At 67.2% G+C, this 19,855-nt stretch carries 18 protein-coding genes; 10 read left to right on the plus strand and 8 right to left on the minus strand.

What is annotated here, in order from left to right; genetic code table 11:
* Positions 1 to 194: 194 nt before the first annotated feature.
* The 9 genes from IWX78_RS07480 (at position 195) to IWX78_RS07520 (ending at position 9,236) form a co-directional block, all read left to right on the plus strand.
* Complete coding sequence (locus IWX78_RS07480) at positions 195 to 968, plus strand: SGNH/GDSL hydrolase family protein (RefSeq protein WP_196832904.1); 774 nt, start codon at positions 195 to 197, stop codon at positions 966 to 968.
* A gap of 162 nt (positions 969 to 1,130) precedes the next feature.
* The gene (locus IWX78_RS07485) at positions 1,131 to 2,063 is read left to right on the plus strand and encodes a hypothetical protein (RefSeq protein WP_196832905.1); all 933 of its coding nucleotides are present in this window, start codon (positions 1,131 to 1,133) and stop codon (positions 2,061 to 2,063) included.
* Entirely contained in the window at positions 2,060 to 3,694 is a 1,635-nt protein-coding gene (locus IWX78_RS07490) for an AAA family ATPase (RefSeq protein ID WP_196832906.1), read from the plus strand. Before IWX78_RS07485 ends, IWX78_RS07490 begins: the two co-directional genes overlap by 4 nt.
* Positions 3,695 to 3,748: 54 nt before the next feature.
* On the plus strand, positions 3,749 to 3,961 hold the full coding sequence (locus tag IWX78_RS07495) for a DUF2997 domain-containing protein (RefSeq protein WP_196832907.1): 213 nt from the start codon (positions 3,749 to 3,751) through the stop codon (positions 3,959 to 3,961).
* Complete coding sequence (locus IWX78_RS07500; RefSeq protein WP_334684625.1) at positions 3,958 to 4,671, plus strand: 4Fe-4S single cluster domain-containing protein; 714 nt, start codon at positions 3,958 to 3,960, stop codon at positions 4,669 to 4,671. The genes IWX78_RS07495 and IWX78_RS07500 overlap by 4 nt, the downstream gene beginning before the upstream one ends.
* Complete coding sequence (locus IWX78_RS07505) at positions 4,668 to 5,168, plus strand: hypothetical protein (protein ID WP_196832908.1); 501 nt, start codon at positions 4,668 to 4,670, stop codon at positions 5,166 to 5,168. The genes IWX78_RS07500 and IWX78_RS07505 overlap by 4 nt, the downstream gene beginning before the upstream one ends.
* A 12-nt stretch (positions 5,169 to 5,180) precedes the next feature.
* Positions 5,181 to 5,861: a hypothetical protein gene (locus IWX78_RS07510; RefSeq protein ID WP_196832909.1), complete on the plus strand. Its 681-nt coding sequence runs from the start codon at positions 5,181 to 5,183 to the stop codon at positions 5,859 to 5,861.
* The gene (locus tag IWX78_RS07515) at positions 5,858 to 6,085 is read left to right on the plus strand and encodes a ComEA family DNA-binding protein (RefSeq protein ID WP_196832910.1); all 228 of its coding nucleotides are present in this window, start codon (positions 5,858 to 5,860) and stop codon (positions 6,083 to 6,085) included. Before IWX78_RS07510 ends, IWX78_RS07515 begins: the two co-directional genes overlap by 4 nt.
* A gap of 589 nt (positions 6,086 to 6,674) precedes the next feature.
* Positions 6,675 to 9,236, plus strand: coding sequence for an ATP-dependent Clp protease ATP-binding subunit (locus IWX78_RS07520; protein ID WP_196832911.1), 2,562 nt, complete (start codon positions 6,675 to 6,677; stop codon positions 9,234 to 9,236).
* Between the two features lie 128 nt (positions 9,237 to 9,364).
* Here IWX78_RS07520 and IWX78_RS07525 read toward each other — a convergent pair whose 3' ends face one another.
* The 5 genes from IWX78_RS07525 to IWX78_RS07545 form a co-directional block, all read right to left on the minus strand.
* Positions 9,365 to 9,775 carry a hypothetical protein gene (locus IWX78_RS07525; RefSeq protein WP_196832912.1) on the minus strand — a complete coding sequence of 137 codons (411 nt, stop codon included), beginning with the start codon at positions 9,773 to 9,775 and terminating at the stop codon, positions 9,365 to 9,367.
* Positions 9,776 to 9,858: 83 nt separating this feature from the next.
* Positions 9,859 to 11,847: a DUF5107 domain-containing protein gene (locus IWX78_RS07530; protein WP_196832913.1), complete on the minus strand. Its 1,989-nt coding sequence runs from the start codon at positions 11,845 to 11,847 to the stop codon at positions 9,859 to 9,861.
* 157 nt (positions 11,848 to 12,004) lie between these two features.
* On the minus strand, positions 12,005 to 13,000 hold the full coding sequence (locus tag IWX78_RS07535) for a Gfo/Idh/MocA family protein (protein ID WP_196832914.1): 996 nt from the start codon (positions 12,998 to 13,000) through the stop codon (positions 12,005 to 12,007).
* Between the two features lie 85 nt (positions 13,001 to 13,085).
* Positions 13,086 to 13,943, minus strand: a complete 858-nt coding sequence (locus IWX78_RS07540) for an FHA domain-containing protein (RefSeq protein WP_334684626.1) — start codon at positions 13,941 to 13,943, stop codon at positions 13,086 to 13,088.
* A 2-nt stretch (positions 13,944 to 13,945) separates the two neighbouring features.
* Positions 13,946 to 14,209, minus strand: a complete 264-nt coding sequence (locus IWX78_RS07545; protein ID WP_196832915.1) for a hypothetical protein — start codon at positions 14,207 to 14,209, stop codon at positions 13,946 to 13,948.
* Positions 14,210 to 14,375: 166 nt separating this feature from the next.
* On the opposite strand from IWX78_RS07545, the gene IWX78_RS07550 reads away from it, so the two are divergent.
* A complete protein-coding gene (locus IWX78_RS07550; RefSeq protein WP_196832916.1) occupies positions 14,376 to 15,782 on the plus strand; it encodes an LLM class flavin-dependent oxidoreductase in 1,407 nt (468 codons plus the stop codon).
* Positions 15,783 to 15,794: 12 nt separating this feature from the next.
* On the opposite strand, the gene IWX78_RS07555 is transcribed toward IWX78_RS07550, so the two are convergent.
* The 3 genes from IWX78_RS07555 to IWX78_RS07565 form a co-directional block, all read right to left on the minus strand.
* Positions 15,795 to 15,968 carry a hypothetical protein gene (locus tag IWX78_RS07555; protein ID WP_196832917.1) on the minus strand — a complete coding sequence of 58 codons (174 nt, stop codon included), beginning with the start codon at positions 15,966 to 15,968 and terminating at the stop codon, positions 15,795 to 15,797.
* 56 nt (positions 15,969 to 16,024) lie between these two features.
* Positions 16,025 to 19,474: a DEAD/DEAH box helicase gene (locus tag IWX78_RS07560; RefSeq protein ID WP_196832918.1), complete on the minus strand. Its 3,450-nt coding sequence runs from the start codon at positions 19,472 to 19,474 to the stop codon at positions 16,025 to 16,027.
* Positions 19,475 to 19,613: 139 nt separating this feature from the next.
* Positions 19,614 to 19,784, minus strand: coding sequence for a hypothetical protein (locus IWX78_RS07565; protein WP_196832919.1), 171 nt, complete (start codon positions 19,782 to 19,784; stop codon positions 19,614 to 19,616).
* Between the last annotated feature and the right edge of the window lie 71 nt (positions 19,785 to 19,855).

Consider the following 19,855-nt stretch of genomic DNA (forward strand, 5'->3'; position numbering starts at 1 on the left):
CTGAGCTGCAAATTCAGGAGATTCTCGGGACACGCCGCGTGTGAGCGCTCCCAGACCGGCGTGTCGCACCGATCTCCTGAATTTGCAGTCCGCTTCTGACACGCAGAACGACGGATGCCCCCGGACGGCGAATAATGGGGAGTGCCGTCGCGGGCAACCGGTTCGCGGTGCGGCGAACGTTGGAGCTCTCCGTCATGACCACCACCCGCACCTACTCCCGCTACGTCGCACTCGGCGACAGCTTCACCGAGGGCGTCGGCGACGAACTGCCCGACGGACGGGTGCGGGGCTGGGCCGACTTCGTGGCGCTGGGGCTGCAGGCATCCGCTCCGGAACCGATCGGGTACGCCAACCTCGCCATCCGCGGGCGCAAGCTGGCCCCGATCATCGCCGAACAGCTCGAACCGGCCCTGGCTCTCGATCCCGACCTCATCACCTTCAACGGCGGAGGCAACGACATCATGCGCCCGCGCGTCTCGATCGGGTGGGTCGTCGACGAGACAGTGAAACTCGTGCAGCGCGCGCTCCAGCATCCCGATCTGCACGTCGTCGTGCTGGCCGGCGCGAACCCGTCGCGGCACCTCCCGCTCGGCGGATTGATGCAACGCCGTGGCGACCAGCTGGCGGATGCCGTGCTCACGGCCCTCAGCGCGACAACGGTCACGCTCGTCAACAACTGGGGAGACGAGACGCTCACCGAGGGGCGCTATTGGTCGAGCGACAAGCTGCACCTCAACGCGCTCGGCCACGCCCGGGTCGCATCGAATGTGCTGACGGCGCTCGGAGTTCCGGTCCCGGAGGAGTGGGGCGTCGACGAGGTCGCCGCGGCAGGATCCGGCCCGCGCTCCCGCAACACCGCCGCGTACTACCGCGAGTTCGTGCTGCCGTGGATCGGGCGCCGGGTCACCGGTCGCTCATCGGGGGATGGGCGCGAGCCCAAGCGCGCCACGCTCCTGCCGGTCGACTGAGAACGGATGCCGTGCCCGCTCACCCCGTGAACCCACCCCAGGGGTGCCAGGTGAGTAGGTCCGAAACACGTGAAGAGGTCGGCACGGGTCAGCACAGCGGCCGCCCTGCCCTCCCACTAGTCTGATCACAATGTGCCACGCGCACCGGGGGAGGATCGCATCGTGAGTCTGGGGGACGTCACCGTGTCTGCGGTCGCTCGCCGACGCATCCGCTCGTTCTCCGCCACCGCCTGGATCGCCGGTGCCCTCGTCATGGCCGGGGTCGGCTACAACACGTATGTCGCCGTCGGTTTCGGTGAGAACGGATTCGCTCTGATGGGCGACGCCCGCAACCCGTGGCAGCAGGAGAACCCCACTGTATTCGAACCGCAGGGCGACGACGAGTGGGCGGGTGAGGGCAGCGGGGTCATCCGCATCCCCCAGGCCGAACACGGCCAGGACCCGTACACCGTCTCCCTGACCCAGGGCGAGTACGTCGACGTCTTCGTCACCCGCGTCGAAGACCTCAGTGCTCCCGCCGACGAGCGCTGGCCCGACAACATCGGCTACCTCGACGAGGTCGGCGATGAGGTCCTCATCCTCCCGGGCGACGGCGACCTCGAACTCTGGGTCCGCACCGACCAGGCCTGGGAATTCACCCTCGCCCAGACCCCGGTCGACGAGATCACCGATGTCTCCAGCGGCAAGGGCGACGCATTTCTGGTCTACCGCGGGGATGCCGTGAGCGCCCGCCTCATCCACAAGGGCGATGGCATCTTCTTCGTCACCGTTCAGCCGGTCGGCGGCGAAAGCGACCAGCCCGTCATCGAAACCGGCGAGGTCGACCAGCGCACCTCGTGGAACCCCACGACTGCCGTCTACTTCAGCATCGAATCCGACGAGGAGCGCGGCGCCTGGACGGTCGACATCGACGAGCTGGCGACGGACGCTCCGACGTCAGACACAGACACCGGCACCGAGACCGACCCGACGGATGCTCCCGCGCCCGACGGCACGCCCCCCGCGTTCTCCGACCCCACCCCCGCAGCGTTGCCCGCCGTGCCCGCATCGCGGTCGACGGCATCCCGCCCCACGAGAGGAACGCCCAGCGTATGACCTTCACCGACACACTCGACCAGGCCTTTAAGGCGCGGCTGCCCCTGCTCTACATCGAGACGAGCGAAGAGGTGCGGGTGCAGGAGGAGATCCTTCGCGCGGCGAAAGCGCTCCGCCGGCCTCGCGAGGTCTGGACCTGGACGAGCGCCACCGGTCTCATCGATCCGGAGGGGAAGGGCGTCACCAACACGATGACCCCGGCGCGCGCCCTCGACCACATCGTCGGCATCCCCGAGAACGCCGTGTTCGTGTTCTGCGACCTGCACGCCTATTTCGGGTCGGAGCAGCGCCCCGGCGACCCGGTGATCGTGCGCAAGGTGCGCGAAACCGTGCTCGAACTGCGGCACGGAGACGCCGCCAGGGCGCTCATCGTCACCGCCCCGGTGCGCACCATCCCGCCGGAACTCGACAAACTCACCCACCTGATCGAGTTCCCGCTGCCGGACACGGCTGAGCTCGCGGGCATGCTCGAGACGATGATCGAGAGCAACGCCTCAGGGAGCGGCCGGATCCGGGTCAAGGCAGACGCCACGACTCTCGAGAGTCTCGTACAGGCTGCCCGCGGCCTGACCATGTCCGAAGCGGAGAACGCGTTCGCCCGCGCGATGGTCGACGATGGTGAGCTCACCTCGGACGACATCGGTATCGTCCTCGACGAAAAACGCCAGATCGTCAGCAAGACCGGCCTGCTCGACTTCGTCACCAAAGCGCTCGACCTCGACTCCGTCGGTGGCCTCAACAACCTCAAACGCTGGCTGTCGCGACGCAAGGGCTCGTGGCTCGACGACGCTCAGGCCTTCGGGCTGCCATCGCCGAAGGGTGTGCTCATCACCGGTGTTCCCGGCTGTGGAAAGTCGCTCACCGCGAAGGCGATGGCCGCATCGTGGGGGCTCCCGCTGCTCCGCCTCGACATCGGCCGTATCTTTTCCGGCCTTGTCGGCTCCTCAGAGCAGAACCTCCGCACGGCGCTCGCCACCGCCGAAGCCGTCGCGCCCTGCATCCTCTGGGTCGATGAGATCGAGAAGGGTTTCTCCAACACCACGGGCAGCGGCGACTCCGGAACCACCGCGAGGGTCTTCGGGTACTTCCTCACCTGGATGCAGGAGAAGAAGCATCCGGTGTTCGTCGTCGCCACCGCGAACAACATCGACTCCCTCCCACCGGAGTTCATGCGCAAGGGCCGGTTCGACGAGATCTTCTTCGTCGACCTCCCCACCGCCGTCGAGCGCCGCGCGATCTGGAGCATCCAGCTCGCCTCAAACGCCACGAGCGCCAACGGCCTCAGCGCGATCGACGCGGATGCCGTCGAGCGGCTCATCGAGGTCAGCGACAACTACTCAGGGGCCGAGATCGAACAGGCGGTAATCGTGGCGCTGTACGAGGCATTCGCCGAGCGCCGGGCGGTCACGACTGCCGACCTCGAAAAAGCGATCACCGACATGATCCCGCTCGCGGTGACGCAGGCCGAAGAAGTGCAGGCGATCCGCGCCTGGGCCGAGGTGCGCGCCGTGCGCGCCACCGGAAGTGAAGACATCGACGCCGCTGAAGATGCCCAGCTGGTCGGCGCCGCGACCGATGCGGGCAGTGCGGGGCTGTCGAGCCACCGCGGCGGCCGCACCGTGGACTTCTAGACCAGCACAGCCGGCCGTCGCCGACGGCATCCCGCTCAAGACAGAGGACAACGCATGGCAGACAAACAACTCATCGTGCAGGTGAGACCAGACGGCACCGTGCACGCCGAGACCATCGGCATGCACGGTGAGGAATGCCTGGACTACATCGCCGTGCTCGAGAACATGCTCGATGCCGAAACGACGGCGTCATCGTTCACGGACGCCTACCACCAGGTCGCCGCTGAGGAAAACACCACGGCCCGCAACTGGGACGGCACCCGGTGACCCTGATCTCTCCTCTCCTTCTGGGGACGGTGCGCCCGGTCGAACGGCCCGGTGCAGAACTGCGCTGGTCGCGGTTTCTCCCGGCGACCTCCGCCGAAGGCCCCGGCCTGCGGGCTGCGTTATGGGTGCAGGGTTGCAATGTGCGCTGCCCCGGCTGTTTCAACCCGCACCTCTGGGCGGAACGCGGGGCCGCCGTCGACGAGACGACGGTGCTCGCCACCCGATTCGTGACGGATGCCGTCGCGGCCGGCGCGCAGGGAATCACCCTTCTCGGCGGCGAACCGTTCGACCAGGCGGCCGCGCTCGCCACGATCGCCGAAGCCTTCCGTGACGCCGGTCTCACCGTGATGACGTTCTCCGGGTACACCCTCGACCTGCTGACCGAGTGGGCAGGCGACCGTGCCGACATCGCCCGGCTGCTCGCCGCCACAGACCTGCTCATCGACGGGCCGTACCTGCAGGACGCGCCTGACAGCATCCGCCCGTGGCTCGGGTCGACCAATCAGGGTATCCGGGCGCTCACTCCGGCGTATGCCGATGAGGTCGCGCGGATCGAACGGGAGGGCGGACGGGACCGGCTCGAGATTCGCATCCACCGTGACGGCCGGATCGACGTGAACGGGTGGGCAGACACCTCCGCCCTCGAGAATCTCTTGCACGACCTGGGTCCGCGACAGGACCGTCCCCGAACGAAAGCGACAGCCTCATGAGCGTGACTCTTCTCCTCATCCCCCTCGCCATCGCGGCCGCAACGGCGGCCGGCGGAGTCGGTGTGGCCGGAGCGGTGACGATGGCCAGGAACACGGGCGACGACAGCGCCGGACCGGCACCCGCCCTGCGTGTGCGGACCCGGATGAAGGACAGCACCCTCCTCTCCGACGCGCTGACGAACCTCGGAGCGACCCGCGTGGAGGTCTCGAAGAGGTCCGTCACGGCGGAGATCGACGGCACGTCGCTGACGATGCGGCTCACCGACGACAAGATCTGGGAGGCGCACGTCGAAGGCATCGACGGACGCGTCGTCGATGAGGCATCCGTCACGGACCTCATCCAGCGCCTGGATGCCGAGTATGCCCTGCTCGTGCAGCAGACCGTGGCGGAGAAGATCCGGCAGCGCGCCGAAAGCTCGGGATTCGACCTCGTCTCTGAGACGCGTGACGTCGACGACACCGTCACGATGGTGCTCAACGTGCGCTCGGACGCCTAGGCGGTTTCACCGATGTCCAACGCGCAGCGCTCAGGCCGGTCGGCTGGTGCGTCTGGCGCGCCCTCCATCCTCTGGCTTCTTGGCGCGAGTTCGTGGATGCTGCTTGTGTTGCCGCCGAACGGTGCGACCGCGTGGCTGGCGTTCACTCTCATCGCCGGAATCGGCCGGCGACGGTCGTGGTGGGTGGCCGCAGCCGTCTATGCGGTGATCGCGATCGCGTTCGATCTCGTGGACGACCCGGTCGGCGACATCCTGCAGGGCACCCTCTACATCGTGATCGTCGCGCACGCGCTGATCGCGAACACGACCTGGCTGAGCCTGCTGTGGGCCCGCCGTGAGAACGGTCTGACGATCTCCGGCAACCGCCAGAAGCCGCGGCCGACGACGAAGCGCACGGCTCGGCCCCGGAGTTCGGTGTCGCCTGAGGGGGAGAGGCTTCTGGTCGAGTCCGGGCGGTCACGTATGACTACCTCGCCGATCCGGACGACATCGCCGATGCGCGGGCACACCCTCCCCGGGAGACGAGCGCGACGGCCGCGGCGTGGGTCGACGGCGGGTCTGCTGGTGCCGGTGCTGGTGGTGGTGCTGGTGCTGGTGGTAGTGCCGGGTCTCGCGCCCGGTCGGGGTCGCGCTCGCGGCGTTCGCGTGCCGCAGCATCCGCCGCCGAGGTACCGGTCGAGCCGATCGACGTGAATGCGGCGAATCAGCGTGCACTCGCGAAACTCACCGGTATGGATCGGCGGCTGGCAAAGGCGGTGGTCGCTGAACGGACGAAGCGGGGCGGGTTCTCCTCGCTCGAGGACTTCGCCACGACTGCAGGGATGCAGCCGCACGAGATCGTGCGCCTCCGCGATGAGGCGTTCTGCTCGCCGCGACCTCGTGCTGCACGGAGCTTCGGGCGTCGACTCGACTACTGACGCGTACGCCGCCGCATGGGCCGCCGCATGGGCCGCCGCATGGGCCGCCGCATGGGCCGCCGCGCCAGCCGCCGCATCGGCTGAGCATGCTGCGGTTCTGCGCTCATGCTGCACTTTCACGGCCGTACTGCCCGTCCATGCTGCATTTGCAACTGCAGCATCGACACATAAGCGCAGCGCGGGCGCGCGGATGCCGCGACCGACCGGCTTCGCAACCGGGACCCGGCCCCTGGCATCCGTTCGCACTCCACCTACAGGAACTGACGCCAAATTCAGGAGATCGTGCCCGACACGCCGTTCCGCGGCCCCGGCCAGACGGCGTGTCGCGAGGATCGCCTGAATTTGCAGCCTCCTCCTGAATTTGCAACGCTCCTGAATTTGCAACGCTCCTGAATTTGCAGCACACTCCTGAATTTGCTGCATGGCCCTCCCCGTGCGGCAGCACGCCCCACCGGCGGATGCCGCCACGGCCGCCACACGCAGAACCCAACTTGAGTCGGACTGGCTCAAGTTTTTGATGAGTGCGGGAATAGCGAGCGCAGACCTGCCGTTGAGTTGAGTCATTGGCACTCGAGTTCCAGGAGGATCCATGCCCGCATTCTTCGGTCCCGCAGGTTCAGGGAACGAATCGTTCGACGAGTTTCTCGCGCGCTACCTGCAGGGGCAGCGTGCCGCCCAATCCGGGCGGACGATCGACATCACCCGGCTGCTCAGCCGACGCACCCAGGAGGTGCTCGCCGATGCCGCCCGTTTCGCCGTCGATCACGGCCACACCGAGGTCGATGCCCTGCACATCCTGCGAGTGATGGTCGAGTCGTCACCGGTGGCCGAGGCGCTCCGCGCGCTCGGCACCGACCCGACCGCGCTCGCCGAAGCCACCGAGCAGCGGCTGCCCGAGCGGTCGGAGCGACGCGTCGACACGGCATCCATCACCTCGTCGTCCCAGCGTGCGCTCCTCGACGCTCACCAGGTCGCCCGTGCATTCGGTTCCACCTACATCGACCCCGAGCACCTGTTCTTCGCGTTCGTCGTGAACCAGGAGATGCCTGCCGGTCAGGTGCTCGCGAGCTTCGGCGTCACCCCGGAAACGCTGCAGGCCGGATACGAAGCCGCCCGTGAGGCGCAGGCGTCAGGCGAAACGCCGGGCCAGGCGGAGGCATCCGACACCCCGCAGCTCGACAAGTTCGGCACCGATCTGACCGAGCTCGCCCGCGCCGGAAAGCTCGACCCGGTGATCGGTCGCGCAGACGAGATCGCCCAGACCATCGAGATCCTCTCGCGCCGTACCAAGAACAACCCGGTGCTGATCGGTGAAGCCGGAGTCGGCAAGACCGCCGTCGTCGAGGGCCTCGCCCAGGCGATCGTCGACGGCGAGGTGCCGCAGCTGCTTCGCGACAAGCGCGTCGTCGCCCTCGACCTCGCAGCCATGGTCGGCGGCACCCGCTACCGCGGCGACTTCGAGGAACGCCTCACGACGCTCCTCGACGAGATCTCCGCGCACCAGGGCGAACTGATCGTCTTTCTCGACGAACTGCACACGGTCGTCGGTGCAGGAGGGAGCGGTGAGGGTGGTGGTCTCGACGCCGGCAACATCCTCAAGCCACGCCTCGCCCGCGGCGAACTCCACGTCGTCGGGGCGACAACGCTCAACGAGTACCGCCGCGTGGAGAAGGACCCTGCCCTCGAGCGCCGGTTCCAGTCCGTCACCGTGACCGAGCCCAGCGTCGATGACGCCGAGCAGATCCTCGTCGGACTCCGCCCCCGCTACGAGGAGTTCCACGCCGTCAGCTACACCGACGAAGCGCTCCGCGCCGCCGTCGACCTGTCAGCCCGCTACGTGACCGACCGGTTCCTACCGGACAAGGCCATCGACCTCCTCGACCAGGCGGGCGCGCGACTGCGTCTCCGCCAGGTCGTGACGATCGACACCGCACCGATGCGCGCGGAGATCGCGATCCTCGAGGCGGCGAAGGATGCCGCCGTCGTCGACGAGCGCTACGAGGAGGCCTCCCGCCTGCGCGACGAGATCGAAGCGCTCACTGCGCAGATCGCTGCTGCCGAGTCGACGGATGCCCCGGCATCCGCTTCGGTTCCAGCCATCGTCGGTGAGGCGGAGATCGCCGAGATCATCTCGCGTGCAACCGGCATCCCGGCCACGAGGCTCACCCAGGGTGACCGTGCCCGGCTCGCGCACCTCGAGACCGAGCTGCACGAGCGTGTGATCGGGCAGGACGACGCGGTCGAGTCGATAGCGAAGGCCGTGCGACGCAGCCGGACGGGGATGGGAGACCCGAACCGCCCGGTCGGCAGCTTCCTCTTTCTCGGTCCCACCGGCGTCGGCAAGACCGAACTCGCGAAGGCGCTCGCGTTCTCGCTGTTCGGGAACGACTCGGCGATGCTGCGCTTCGACATGAGTGAGTTCGGCGAGCGGCACACGGTGTCGCGCCTCGTCGGTGCTCCTCCCGGGTATGTCGGATACGACGAGGCCGGCCAGCTGACCGAGCGCGTGCGTCGCAACCCGTATTCGGTGATCCTGCTCGACGAGATCGAGAAGGCCCACCCGGACGTATTCAACCTGCTGCTGCAGGTGCTCGACGACGGGCGTCTGACCGACGGGCAGGGTCGCACCGTGGACTTCAGGAACACGGTGATCATCATGACCTCGAACATCGGCTCGGAGTTCCTGGCCAGCCGCAGCGGAGCGCTCGGCTTCGTCGCAGATGGTGGCGGGGAAAACGGGTTCGGATCGGACAAGGCTCTCCGCGACCGCGTCATGGGCAAACTGCGCGAGCAGATGCGGCCGGAGTTCCTCAACCGCATCGACGAGGTCGTGCTGTTCCGCAAGCTCGACCCGGCGCAGCTTCACGACATCGTGCGGCTGCTGCTGGGGCGCACGTCGGAGCGACTCGGTGACCAGGGCATCGCGCTCAGCGTCTCGGATGCAGCCGTCGACTGGATCGCCACGCACGGCTTCGAGCCCGAGTACGGCGCCAGGCCGCTGCGCCGGGTGATCCAGCGTGAGGTCGAGGACCGCATCGCCGGTCTCATGGTCGACGCCGAACTCGAGGCAGGGTCGGCAATCCTGGTTGCGGTGGACGGTGACGCGATCACCGTGCACGCCGACAGCGTCGAGGCGCAGGCCGCCGCGTAGCGCTCTGTCCTGCGCCCGGGCCGAGGTGCGCACGCCGGATGCTCCTGTTCCAGTCGAGTGCGGTAGTTGCAACAGCAGCACTCGACTGGAACTGCAACACCGGGAGGTTCCGGGGCGGATGCCTCGGGTCAGGCCGTCTGCGCGCTCAGCACTCCGAGAACGGCGAGGGCGTAAGCATCCGGCGCCGTCTCGGCGTCGAACCGCTGCTTCTGCCCGCCACGATCGACCTCGACCACATACATGTCGTCGACGCGCAGCAGAAAGCTGAACGTGGGCCCGAGCAGGTCGCGCAGCTGATCCTCACGCGGCAGCCACAGGGTTTTCTCGAGGGCGACCGAGTCGAGCGCCCACTCTGTCGTGCCGTTGAACCCGAGGATTGTTCCGGTGTCGTAGTCGTGCGGCTCGATGGTCATATCGCTGACGGTGAAGACCTCACCCTCGAACTCGGCCGCACTCAGGCAGAACTGGTCCCCGGACTCAGGGATCCAGCCGAGCCCGGCTTCGCGGAGTTGTTGCGCCAGTTCAATCGATGTCGTCATGACCGTCATAGCTCGATCGTGGCATCCGAGCATGGGAATCGTCTGCGATCCCGGCGACGCGTCTCGCCGAGCCCGCGACCCCGTCACATCCGGAAGTCGTACGCCCGCGGCAACGGCGCCCGGGATGCGCCCGCCGCTGCCTGGTACTCGTTCCACAGGTCCTCGAGCAGCGCGTCTCCTTCGCGCAGGTCGAGCACCTCGATATCGCGATCGAGGATGCCGCGGCACCGGTCCACGTCGCCGGTCGCGAGTGCGGCACGCGCCTCGGCGACGAGCACACGGCCGTCGTTCCGCTGCTCGGAGTCGAGCGATTCGACCAGAGCGAGCACATCCGCGTGGTGGCCGGCCCGTCGCAGTGCTCCGAGCAACTCCCGAGTGAGTGGAAGCAGCCCGGCGGCGAGCTCGTGCGCCGAGCGATAGAACGCGACGGCCTCCGCGGTGTTGCCACGGTCGTCGGCGAGGGCAGCGAGGTTCCGCAACGCCCACGCGTTCGGCGCAGCGTCGACGGATGCCTGCCAGTAGGCGCCCGCATCGGCGTACGCCCCCTGCGCGGCGGCGATCACGCCGAGGTGCAGCGAGGCCAGCCAGTCGTCGCGTTGCCTGAGAAACGGCACCCAGCGTCGGTCGATCTGGTACGACAGTGGAGGGTTGGCGGGATCCTGCTCGACTGTGCTCATCGGTTCGCCGCGCAGCAGACGCTCCCAGTATCCGGTTTCGGAGTCGACCTCAGGCCCGGTGCCTGTTTCCGAACCGGCGCCGACGGCACCCTGGGGGAACGGCGTCAACTCGGCCGGGAACGGTGCCAGGCCGGCCCGTGAGCGCAGTTCGTTCTCGATCGCGCCCCAGCCCGAACCATCGGGAATCAACTCCACGATCAGCTCGCCAGACTGGTCACGCTCACGGAACCGCTCGAGCCGCTCAGCCAATCCACGGTCGGCCAGGTTCTGGGCCACAGCGCCGGTCGCTGTGGCCCAGTCAGCGGACCGAGCTACGGAGGCGTCGAGCTGCAGGGCACCGTATGCCTCGACCCAGGACCATGCGGTGTCCGCTGGCATCCGCAGGTATTCGAGCTGGGTGCGCGCGAGTCCGGCCTGGATCTCACAGTACGAATCGGCGCCCGACACCCATTCCTGCCAGTGTCTGCCGCCCGGGTCCTGGCCCCAGACGAAGAGTTTGCGACCCTTGAGATTCGCGGTCGACGCCTGCACGAGACCGAAACCGTCGTCGTCCACCGCGGCGATCCACGGCATCCGTGTGCCCGCCGTGTCGAAGAAGTAGTCCACCGTCTCGACCGTCCGCCCCGGCCAGGTGATGTCGACGCCATCGGCAAGAGGAACGCCCACCGTGCTGAGCACGCGTTCGGCGCCGTATTTCCACGCGGATGCCGCGGGCGCGAGCACGCGCGTGCCCTCCGTTTGCGGAACAGCCATGTTCGACCACCAGTACATCGGGGTGGCGTCCGGTTGTGCGTTGAGGATCGTGCCGCGAATGACGAGTTCGTGCGAGTCGTCGGGGAGCCAGGCGTCCACGCGGAAGGTGACGTTGCGGATGCGCTCGTATTCGAAGAACCGCAACCCGACCTCGCCGTCGGGCCCGGTCAGCGCCGCGACGTGCACGGGTGAGCTCGTGAAGGGGGAGTGCCCGATCATGCCGATGTTCCACTCAACACCGCCGGCGAACCAGGCGTTGCGGAGCGCGAGGTTGCGGAAGCGGATCGCGTCGTTCTGGTGCAACAGTTCCCGGCCGGTGGTGCGGTCGACGAGCGACCACAGCCGCCCGCCCAGCCCGGGCAGGAAGGTCGCGGTGAGGTGCGCGTTCTCGAGCACCATGGTCGCGTGCTCCTGCGGCTGTTCGGCGGCCAGGTATCCGTCCTGATCGAGGTAGGGAAGTGCCGTCTGCCCGCGGCTGGCCTGCTCCTCAACGCTCACGTCGGCGAGCCCCTGCTCCTCAGCCGCGTCTTCGAAACCGGACTGCGAGTGGATGTCTCCGGTGCCGAAGATGTTCGGCAGCGGATTGGACGCTCCCCACTCCGACGTCGGGATGGTCAGGCTGCCTCTGCTGATGGTCGTCAACGCGTTCCTCTCGAAAAGAAGTGAGTGCCCCAGAACCACGAATTCAGGAGATTCTGGCGACACGCCGTACTGAGAGCGCGACCACGCGGCGTGTCGCGGTGAATCTCCTGAATTTGCAGCATGAACCTGACCGTGTTGGGGAGCGGGACGCCGGGTATCACGCGCGCTCCTCGAGTGGCACGGGGCCACCGGTGAGCAGTGACTGCCGCGCGGCCAGCGCCACCTCGAGGGCACGAACAGCGGATGCCGTCGGGCTGAACCCGGGATCGGTCCCGTCTTGCACACACTCGAGAAAGTACTCGACCTGCCGTGTGTAGTGGTCGAGCGACGACAGTGTCGCACTGTCGCCCCCGTCGGCGGTGGTCAGCCGATACGCGTTGACCCCGCCGGGTTCGCCCGTCGCGGTGGGAGCATCCGCCGAGAAGTCGTAGTCGAGCATTCCGTCGGTCCCGATCAGGCTGAGCGAGCTCGTGAACGGAGCTCCCTGAGGGACCCCGGCAAAGGTGAGAACCTGCCCGATCGCTCCCGACCGGTACTCGATGGTCGTCTCGATCGGGCCGAGCGGATCGTCCGCCGTACTCGTGACGGTGACGGGCGTTCCGAGGAACAGGTTCATCTGGTCGAAGTCGTGGATGCCGACGTCGACGACCACCCCACCCGATTGGCTCTCGTCGAACCACCAGGCCGAGTCCGGTTTCGTGATCAGGCGGCGGGCACGACCGGAGAGAACGGTGCCGATCCGCCCCGCTTCGACATCGGTGCGCGCCCGTCGATACCCCTCGAAGAACCTCACGACGTGCGCGACCATGAGCGTCCGTCCACTGGATGCCGCAGCGGCCGAGACCGCGAGGGCATCCGCGATCGAGAGCGCGATGGGCTTCTCGAGCAGAACGTGTTTGCCGGCCTGCAGCGCACGCACGGCGATCTCCCGGTGCGTCCGGGTCGGGGTGCAAATCGAGACGATGTCGACGGCAGGGTCAGCGAGAACGGTCGACAGGTCACTGACCAGCCTGGCATCCGGTGCCTCATCGAACGTGCCTGTCGGATGCGGGCTGCAGACGTACCGGATGCCGGAGGCGTAGCCGAGCGCGGCGAACGCCGTCGCGTGGGTTCTCGCCATGTACCCGGAGCCGATGATCGCGATCGTCGTCATGCCGTCTCCTCCCACCGTGGAGCATCCGCGGTGAACCCATTGTGGCCGTTCGCGACGCGCTCCGGGTATGGCGCACCTGGTGCCATCAGGAATGACGGGGAGGCTGCCGTTTCTGGTGCGCGAGTTCGCCGCCGGCCCGACCACCGTACGGGCGGCCATGGTCGGCGAACTCCTCACGGAAGAACGCCATCCGCCACGGACCGAGTTCGATTCGCGCGCCGGTTCGGAGGATCTGGCCGGTGACCTTCGCCCCGCTCGACGTCGACGCACCCGCCCGCCCGGTCGGATAGAAGACGTACTCGTCGTTCGTGTCGTGGACGATCTCGGCATGGCTGTCGAGTAGCCCGGCGAGTCGCAGGTCGGCGGAGTCGCCCGAACCGATCCGTGTCACGGTGGGCAGCAGGTCGAACTCGCGCGGGCGCTGCCCGTTCCAGTTCTCGGAACCCACCACGAAGATCAGCCGGGGTCGACCGGACCCGGGCGTGTAGTGCGTCGTCGTGACCCGGCGGCGCACGCGGCGGTCGAAGGTCGGGGCGAGCGGGAACAGCGTGCTCGGTGGCAGCTCGAGAGCCGCTTCGGCATCGCGTGCGCGCCGTTTCGGCGTGATCAGGGGAGCCAGGGTGGCCGGGGCGCCGAGTTCGATGTGCGGCGACCGCGTCACCAGGCGTTGCGCCACGGTCGTTTTCACCGCACCGATCCGAACGATCAGGCCAGCCGGTCCACTGACCGCCACGGTGAGACCGCGTTTCGCGAGTTCCTCCGCGACGACCCGGAGGCTGGACAGTTTCGGGCGTCTACCGGCGAGGAACAGTTCCGGGTCACTCGTGTAGAGCTCGACTTCGGTGCCGTCCGCCGTCATGCGGCCGTGCATGCGCGGCGCCTCACTGCCGCCAGGCTCGACCAACGAGAACGACAGATCGATGTCGAGAAGGGTGGAGGCCACGGTCAGGCTCCGGGCGATCCGGCCCCGGAGACGGAGCTGTCACTCGTGGTCACGCGAACTGTCCCGTTGAATTTCCAGGTGGCCCTTGGGGCGTCCGGGCCGATGTCCCGAGGCACTTCGACTGTCATGTCGATGAAGTTGTAGTCGATCACGGCGCTGCGGCCGGTGAGATACGACCACATTTCCTGGCCAAGGTCTGCCCAGTCGCGGATGCTGCGCTCATTCGCGTTGCTCTCGGTGCCGACAGCGTCGTTTGTGTCACTCATGATGAACCCACCTTCTTGCCGCTCCGTTGCGGCTCGTGTTCGATCACCATAGATCCGGACGCCGGTGCCGCAACTGATTCTCGAACGATGCTCAGGTTTCTGGACGGCGTCTGCATTTCGGCGTAACGCGAAGTAAGACTCCGGCGTCGTGCGAAAGACTGGCTCCATGGCATCCGAACCGAAAAAACTGATCCTCAACCTGTTCGAGATGGCCTGCGTGAGCCACATCACCCATGGCCTCTGGGTGCTCGACGACAACCAGCGCGATCGGTACGCCGACATCGACTACTGGACCGAGCTCGCGCGGCTCGCCGAGGCCGGTGGGTTCGACGGGATCTTCCTCGCTGACGTGGTCGGAGCGTACGACGTCTTCCGTGACGGGCCGGAGACGGCTCTCCGCGAGGGTCTGCAGATTCCCAACCTCGACCCGTTGTCGATCGTTCCGGCCATGGCCGCTGTGACACAGAACATCGGGTTCGGTGTCACCTTCTCGACGAGCTACGAACCGCCGTTCGCATTCGCCCGCAGGATGAGCACGGTCGACCACCTCACCCGAGGGCGGATCGGCTGGAACATCGTCACCTCGTACCTGCCAAACGCTGCACGCAACTTCGGTCTCGCAGACGAGATCCCCCACGACAAGCGTTACGAGATCGCCGACGAGTACGTCGACGTCCTGTACAAGCTGTGGGAGGGCTCATGGGACGACGATGCCGTCGTCGCCGACCGCGGGTCTCGCACCTTCACCGACCCGACGAAGGTGCGCTACATCAACCACGTCGGGGAGAACTTCCGGGTCGCCGGCCCGCACCTCGTCGCGCCGTCCCCGCAGCGGACCCCCGTGTTGTTCCAGGCGACGGGATCCCCGGCCGGCATCGAATTCGCCGGGCGTCACGCCGAGGTCGTGTTCACCGGCGGGCGCACCGCAGCGGATTTCCGTCGCAACACCGACGGGATGCGGGATGCTCTCGAACGGCACGGCCGCGACCGGGACGACATCCGCTTCCTCGTGCAGGCGGGTGTGGTCACCGGTCGTACAGACGCGGAGGTGGAGGAGAAACTGCGCCTGTATCGCGAGCACTCCAGTGTCGACGGCATCCTGGCGCACTACGGCTACGCCATCGACCCGACCGCATACCCGCGGGAGACGCTCGTCTCCGACATTCTCGAACGGGAGGGGAAGACCGGCACCGGGTTCGCGCGCTCGATGGCTGCGGGAAAGACCGCAGGCGACCTGGTCGACGAGGCTCTTGCCGGTCGGGAGGAGCGGTACTTCGTCGCAGGAACACCCGCAGTGGTCGCCGACGAGATCGAACGCTGGCTCGACGATGACGGTGTGGACGGGATCAACCTGCGTCAGTACCACTCGTTTGGAACGTTGCGCGATTTCGTCGAGCTGATCGTCCCTGAGCTGCGCAGGCGCGGGCGGCTGAGCGACGGCTACGAACCGGGTCAAACGCTGCGAGAGCGCCTCTTCGGCGCCGGGCCGCACCTGCCGGCCGACCACACCGGTGCGCGCTACCGCGGCGGAGCCAACCTGGAGAGTCCGCTGGAGCCGTTGCGGCTTCAGTGACGGCGCTGGCGACTAGTCGTCGAAGTCGTCGTGCGAGAAGCTCGAACCCGATGACCCCGTCGAGCCGTCGTAGCCGAGATCGAACTCGTCGTAGTCGAGTCGCTCGACCCCGCCCGGAGGTGTGGAGGCATGGCTCTGAGGCGTGCCATCGTCTGTGTCGAGTGCGCCTGAGGAACCGGAAACCATTGGGCCATCCTAGGTAGTTCTTGGGTCAAAGTCTGTACCCGTCCGAAAATAGGGCGCTATTCGTCGAGCAGTCCACGCACGTCATCGGCGGTGAGGGCGGAACTGAAGACGGAATCGTCGTCCATCACGGCGTGAAAGAGCTTGGCCTTCTGCGCTTTCAGCGCCATCACCTTTTCCTCGATGGTGCCGTTGGCGACCATGCGGTAGACCATGACGTTCTTGGTCTGGCCGATGCGATGGGTGCGGTCGACGGCCTGCGCCTCCGTCGCCGGGTTCCACCACGGGTCGAGCAGGAACACGTAGTCGGCCTCGGTGAGGTTGAGTCCGAATCCGCCGGCCTTGAGGCTGATGAGGAAGATCGGAGCAGCGCCGTCCTTGAAGCGGGCGATGACATCCGCCCGGTTGGTTGTCGACCCGTCGAGGTAGGCGTACGGGATGCCTTCGGCGTCGAGCCGCGCAGCCGCCTTGCCGAGGAACGACGTGAACTGGCTGAAGATGAGGGCGCGGTGTCCTTCGGCCAGCACATCCTCGAGCTGTTCGAACAGGGCATCGAGTTTCGACGAGGGAATGGAGGCGTACGCATCGTCGACGAGCGACGCGTCGAGTGAGAGCATCCGCAAGAGGGTGAGAGACCGGAACACGATGAACCGGTTCTTGTCCATGTCGTCGAGCAGGCCGAGCAGCTTCTGCCTCTCGCGCTGCAAAAAGGTCTCGTAGAGCTTCTTGTGCTTCGGGTTGAGATCGATCGTGAGCACCTGCTCCTGCTTCGCGGGCAGGTCGGTCGCCACGATTTCTTTCGTGCGGCGCATCATGAGGGGGCGGATGCGACGACGCATGCGGGCGAGCAGACCGGACGAGTTCCCGGCCTCGATCGGTTTCGCGTACTCGTCGAGGAATCGCCGCGCAGACGGGAAGAGTCCCGGCGCGACGATCGCGAACAGTGACCAGAGTTCGAGGAGGTTGTTCTCCATCGGGGTGCCGGTGATGGCGAGTTTGAAGGGCACGTCGAGGTCGCGGGCGGCCTGGTGCACCTTCGCTGTGCGGTTCTTCACGAACTGGGCTTCGTCGAGGATGAGGCCGGCCCACTCCTGCCCGGCGTAGGTGTCGAAGTCGAGTCGGAACAGCGCGTACGAGGTGATGACGACATCCGCATCGCCGAAGGCCAGGGCCGACCGGCGTTTGGCCCGCGTCTCGGCGACGGTGCGCACGGCGAGCCCCGGGGCGAAGCGCTCGGCCTCGATCTGCCAGTTCGAGACGACGGATGTCGGTGCGACGACGAGGAACGGGCGCCGTTTCGCTGGCTCGGTCGACTCCTTTGCGTGCTCGATCAGCGCGAGAGTCTGCAGGGTCTTGCCGAGCCCCATGTCGTCGGCGAGGATTCCGCCGAGCTGGTGCTGCCAGAGAAACGCCAGCCAGGCGAATCCGTCGAGCTGGTAGGGGCGCAGGGTCGCACGGATGCCAGCAGGAAGCGGCGGGGTGTCGAGTGCGGTGAGGTCGCGGAGTCCGGTGACCGCCGACTGCCAGGATGCCGCCTGCTCGGACTCGTCGGCGAGATCTTCGAGGTCTTCCCAGAGGCTCGACTGGTAGCGACTGATCCGCAACCCGGTATCCCACTCGGCGAGCGCGCGGGCCTCCTCGATGAGTTCGTGCAGCTGCTCGAAAGCGGGCTGTTTGAGCGACAGGTAACTGTTGTCGACAAGCAGCAGTTTGGTCTGCCCCTTCGACAGCGCCTTGAACAGCGGACCGAACGGGATCTTCTGCCCGTCGATGGTGACAAGAACACCGAGGTCGAACCAGTCGCGCTGGTCGGTCTCGACGGTGGTGATCTTGAGTTTCGGCGCCTCGGTGAGTTCCCGATAGTCGGGGCGCTCGCCGATCACATCGACGCGTACGCCGTCGACCGATTCGATCCCCGGCAGGATCTTGTCCGTGAACTCGGCAGCGTCCAGGTCGACGAGTCTCTGCGGTTCCAGCGAGGTGATCGCGCGCGCCCGGTCGGCGATGGCGTGCTCGGCCACCAGGTCGCGCAGGCCGGAGTCGTGTGCGGTGGCGTAGAGCGGCATCCGACTGGTGCGACCGCTTTCGACGTACTCCCAGTCCCAGCCGAGGGAGAGGGTGTGTTTGGCCGAGAAGGCGGCGGTGAGCACGAGCACCGGGGGAACGATCGGCGGGAACTCGACGGTGGCGTCCGTGGACGTCACCGGGATGGTGTGCCGCAGTTTCGGGTAGAATTCGGCGAAGAACTCGTCGATGTCTGCAGCGGGAACGACGACGCTGCTCGACCGGCCGATGAGGCGTCGTTGTTCGTCGGTGAGTCGCCCGTCGGTCGGCGCGAGGGTGAACGAGGCGACCGGGTCGAGCGTGTACGCGTAGACGCCATGGTCGCCGAGCAGGCCGGCGGATGCCGGTGGGAACAGCTCGCCGTCGATGGTGAGGGTGGGGTCGAGGCGCAGGTCGGTGTCTGCGGTCGCGTCGAGACTGACGGTGGCCAGCGCGCCGACCGACACGACGGCATCCTTGCGCACACCGACGAGTTCGATGCCGAGCGTGCGTGCTTCGGTGAGGAGGTTCCAGAGCAGGGGGCTCGAGAAGTCGTCGAGATAGAGCCAGTCGAGGTCCTGGCCGACGGCGTACGTGCTCCGCGCCGCGCGATGCAGGGCGGCGAACTGGCTGAACCAGCGGTGCTGAACCGGGTCGAGGCCGAGCCGGTTCACCTGGTAGCTGAAGGTGTTCCAGCCGACGTTGGTCCTCACCCAGTTGCCCTTGGTGTTGCGGATGACCGGTCGAACGCCGAGCCGGTACTCGGCCAGTTCGGTGGTCGACCTGGCGGTGCGAGCGGTCGGGCCGTTCCAGCGATGCCGGGTGTGCGGGGTCTGCTCGCGGAGCTCGAACTGCAGCCCCATCGGCGTGCTCGGACTGTCGGATGCCGCCAGCTGGCCGGTCAGCGCTCCGACCGCAGATTTCCACGCAGGCAGCGGTGGGCCCGCCGGCTCCCGGGTGACGGCCCGGTCGGTCTCGCCTGCGTCTGGCCCGGTCGAGCGGATGCCTGTCGTTCCGGTCGCATCCGACCAGGAGTCGCTCGGCCAGGTCGTGTCGCCCTGCCACCAGGCGTCGGCCTCGCGCATCTGGCGGTCGATCCACGCGCGATCCTGTGGAGAGGCATCCGTCAGCCCTGAACCAGGAAGAGCGATGCTTTTGACCGCGCTGGAATTGCTGGCCAGCAGCACGGCGGCGACGTGTTTGCAGTCGAGCCGCAGTGGGCAGGTGCAACTCGACGCGGACGGGCGGCTGAAGTCCTTGCGAGCGGGCGCGAGGGCGATGCGGCAGTCGTACGGATTCGGCGCGCTGCCCTGCACTGTGGCGGTCAGGGTGCGCTCATCGTCATCCCAGTCGAGGTCGGCGACCGCGCCGCTGCGAGCGTAGGCGGTCGCACGATTGAACGCGGCGTTGCCGACGAGACGGATGATGTCGGTGACATCCACCAGGGGAGCGGCGGCGGGCGACATTCCCCTAGTTTACCGGGCACCCCGTGACATCCCGGTCGTTCGAACCACGTCAGCACGCGAAAGCACAGTAGTGGCGCCAAACCGCGAGGTTGTTAGCGCCACTACTGCACGTTCGAGGCTGTGCCTCTATTGGGGCGAACTAGTCGGCGGGGCCGCCCGATGCAGTGTCTTCGGTGGTGTCGTCCCCGGTCTCGGTGTTCGTGCCTGAGCCGTCGGGGATGCCGTCGGCCGACTGTCCTGGACGGTCCGTGGTCTCGTCGTGCGAACGGTCGCGGGGCTTCGGGTGGTCGGTGTGCTCGTTGTCGGTCATGGGGGACACGCTACGCGGGCGGGGTCGGCAGCGATAGAGCAGCACGACAACCGGTGGGGTGTGCTAACGGG

Source organism: Mycetocola sp. CAN_C7, from assembly GCF_015752285.1.
In the GTDB taxonomy this organism is placed as follows: Bacteria; Actinomycetota; Actinomycetes; order Actinomycetales; family Microbacteriaceae; genus Mycetocola_A.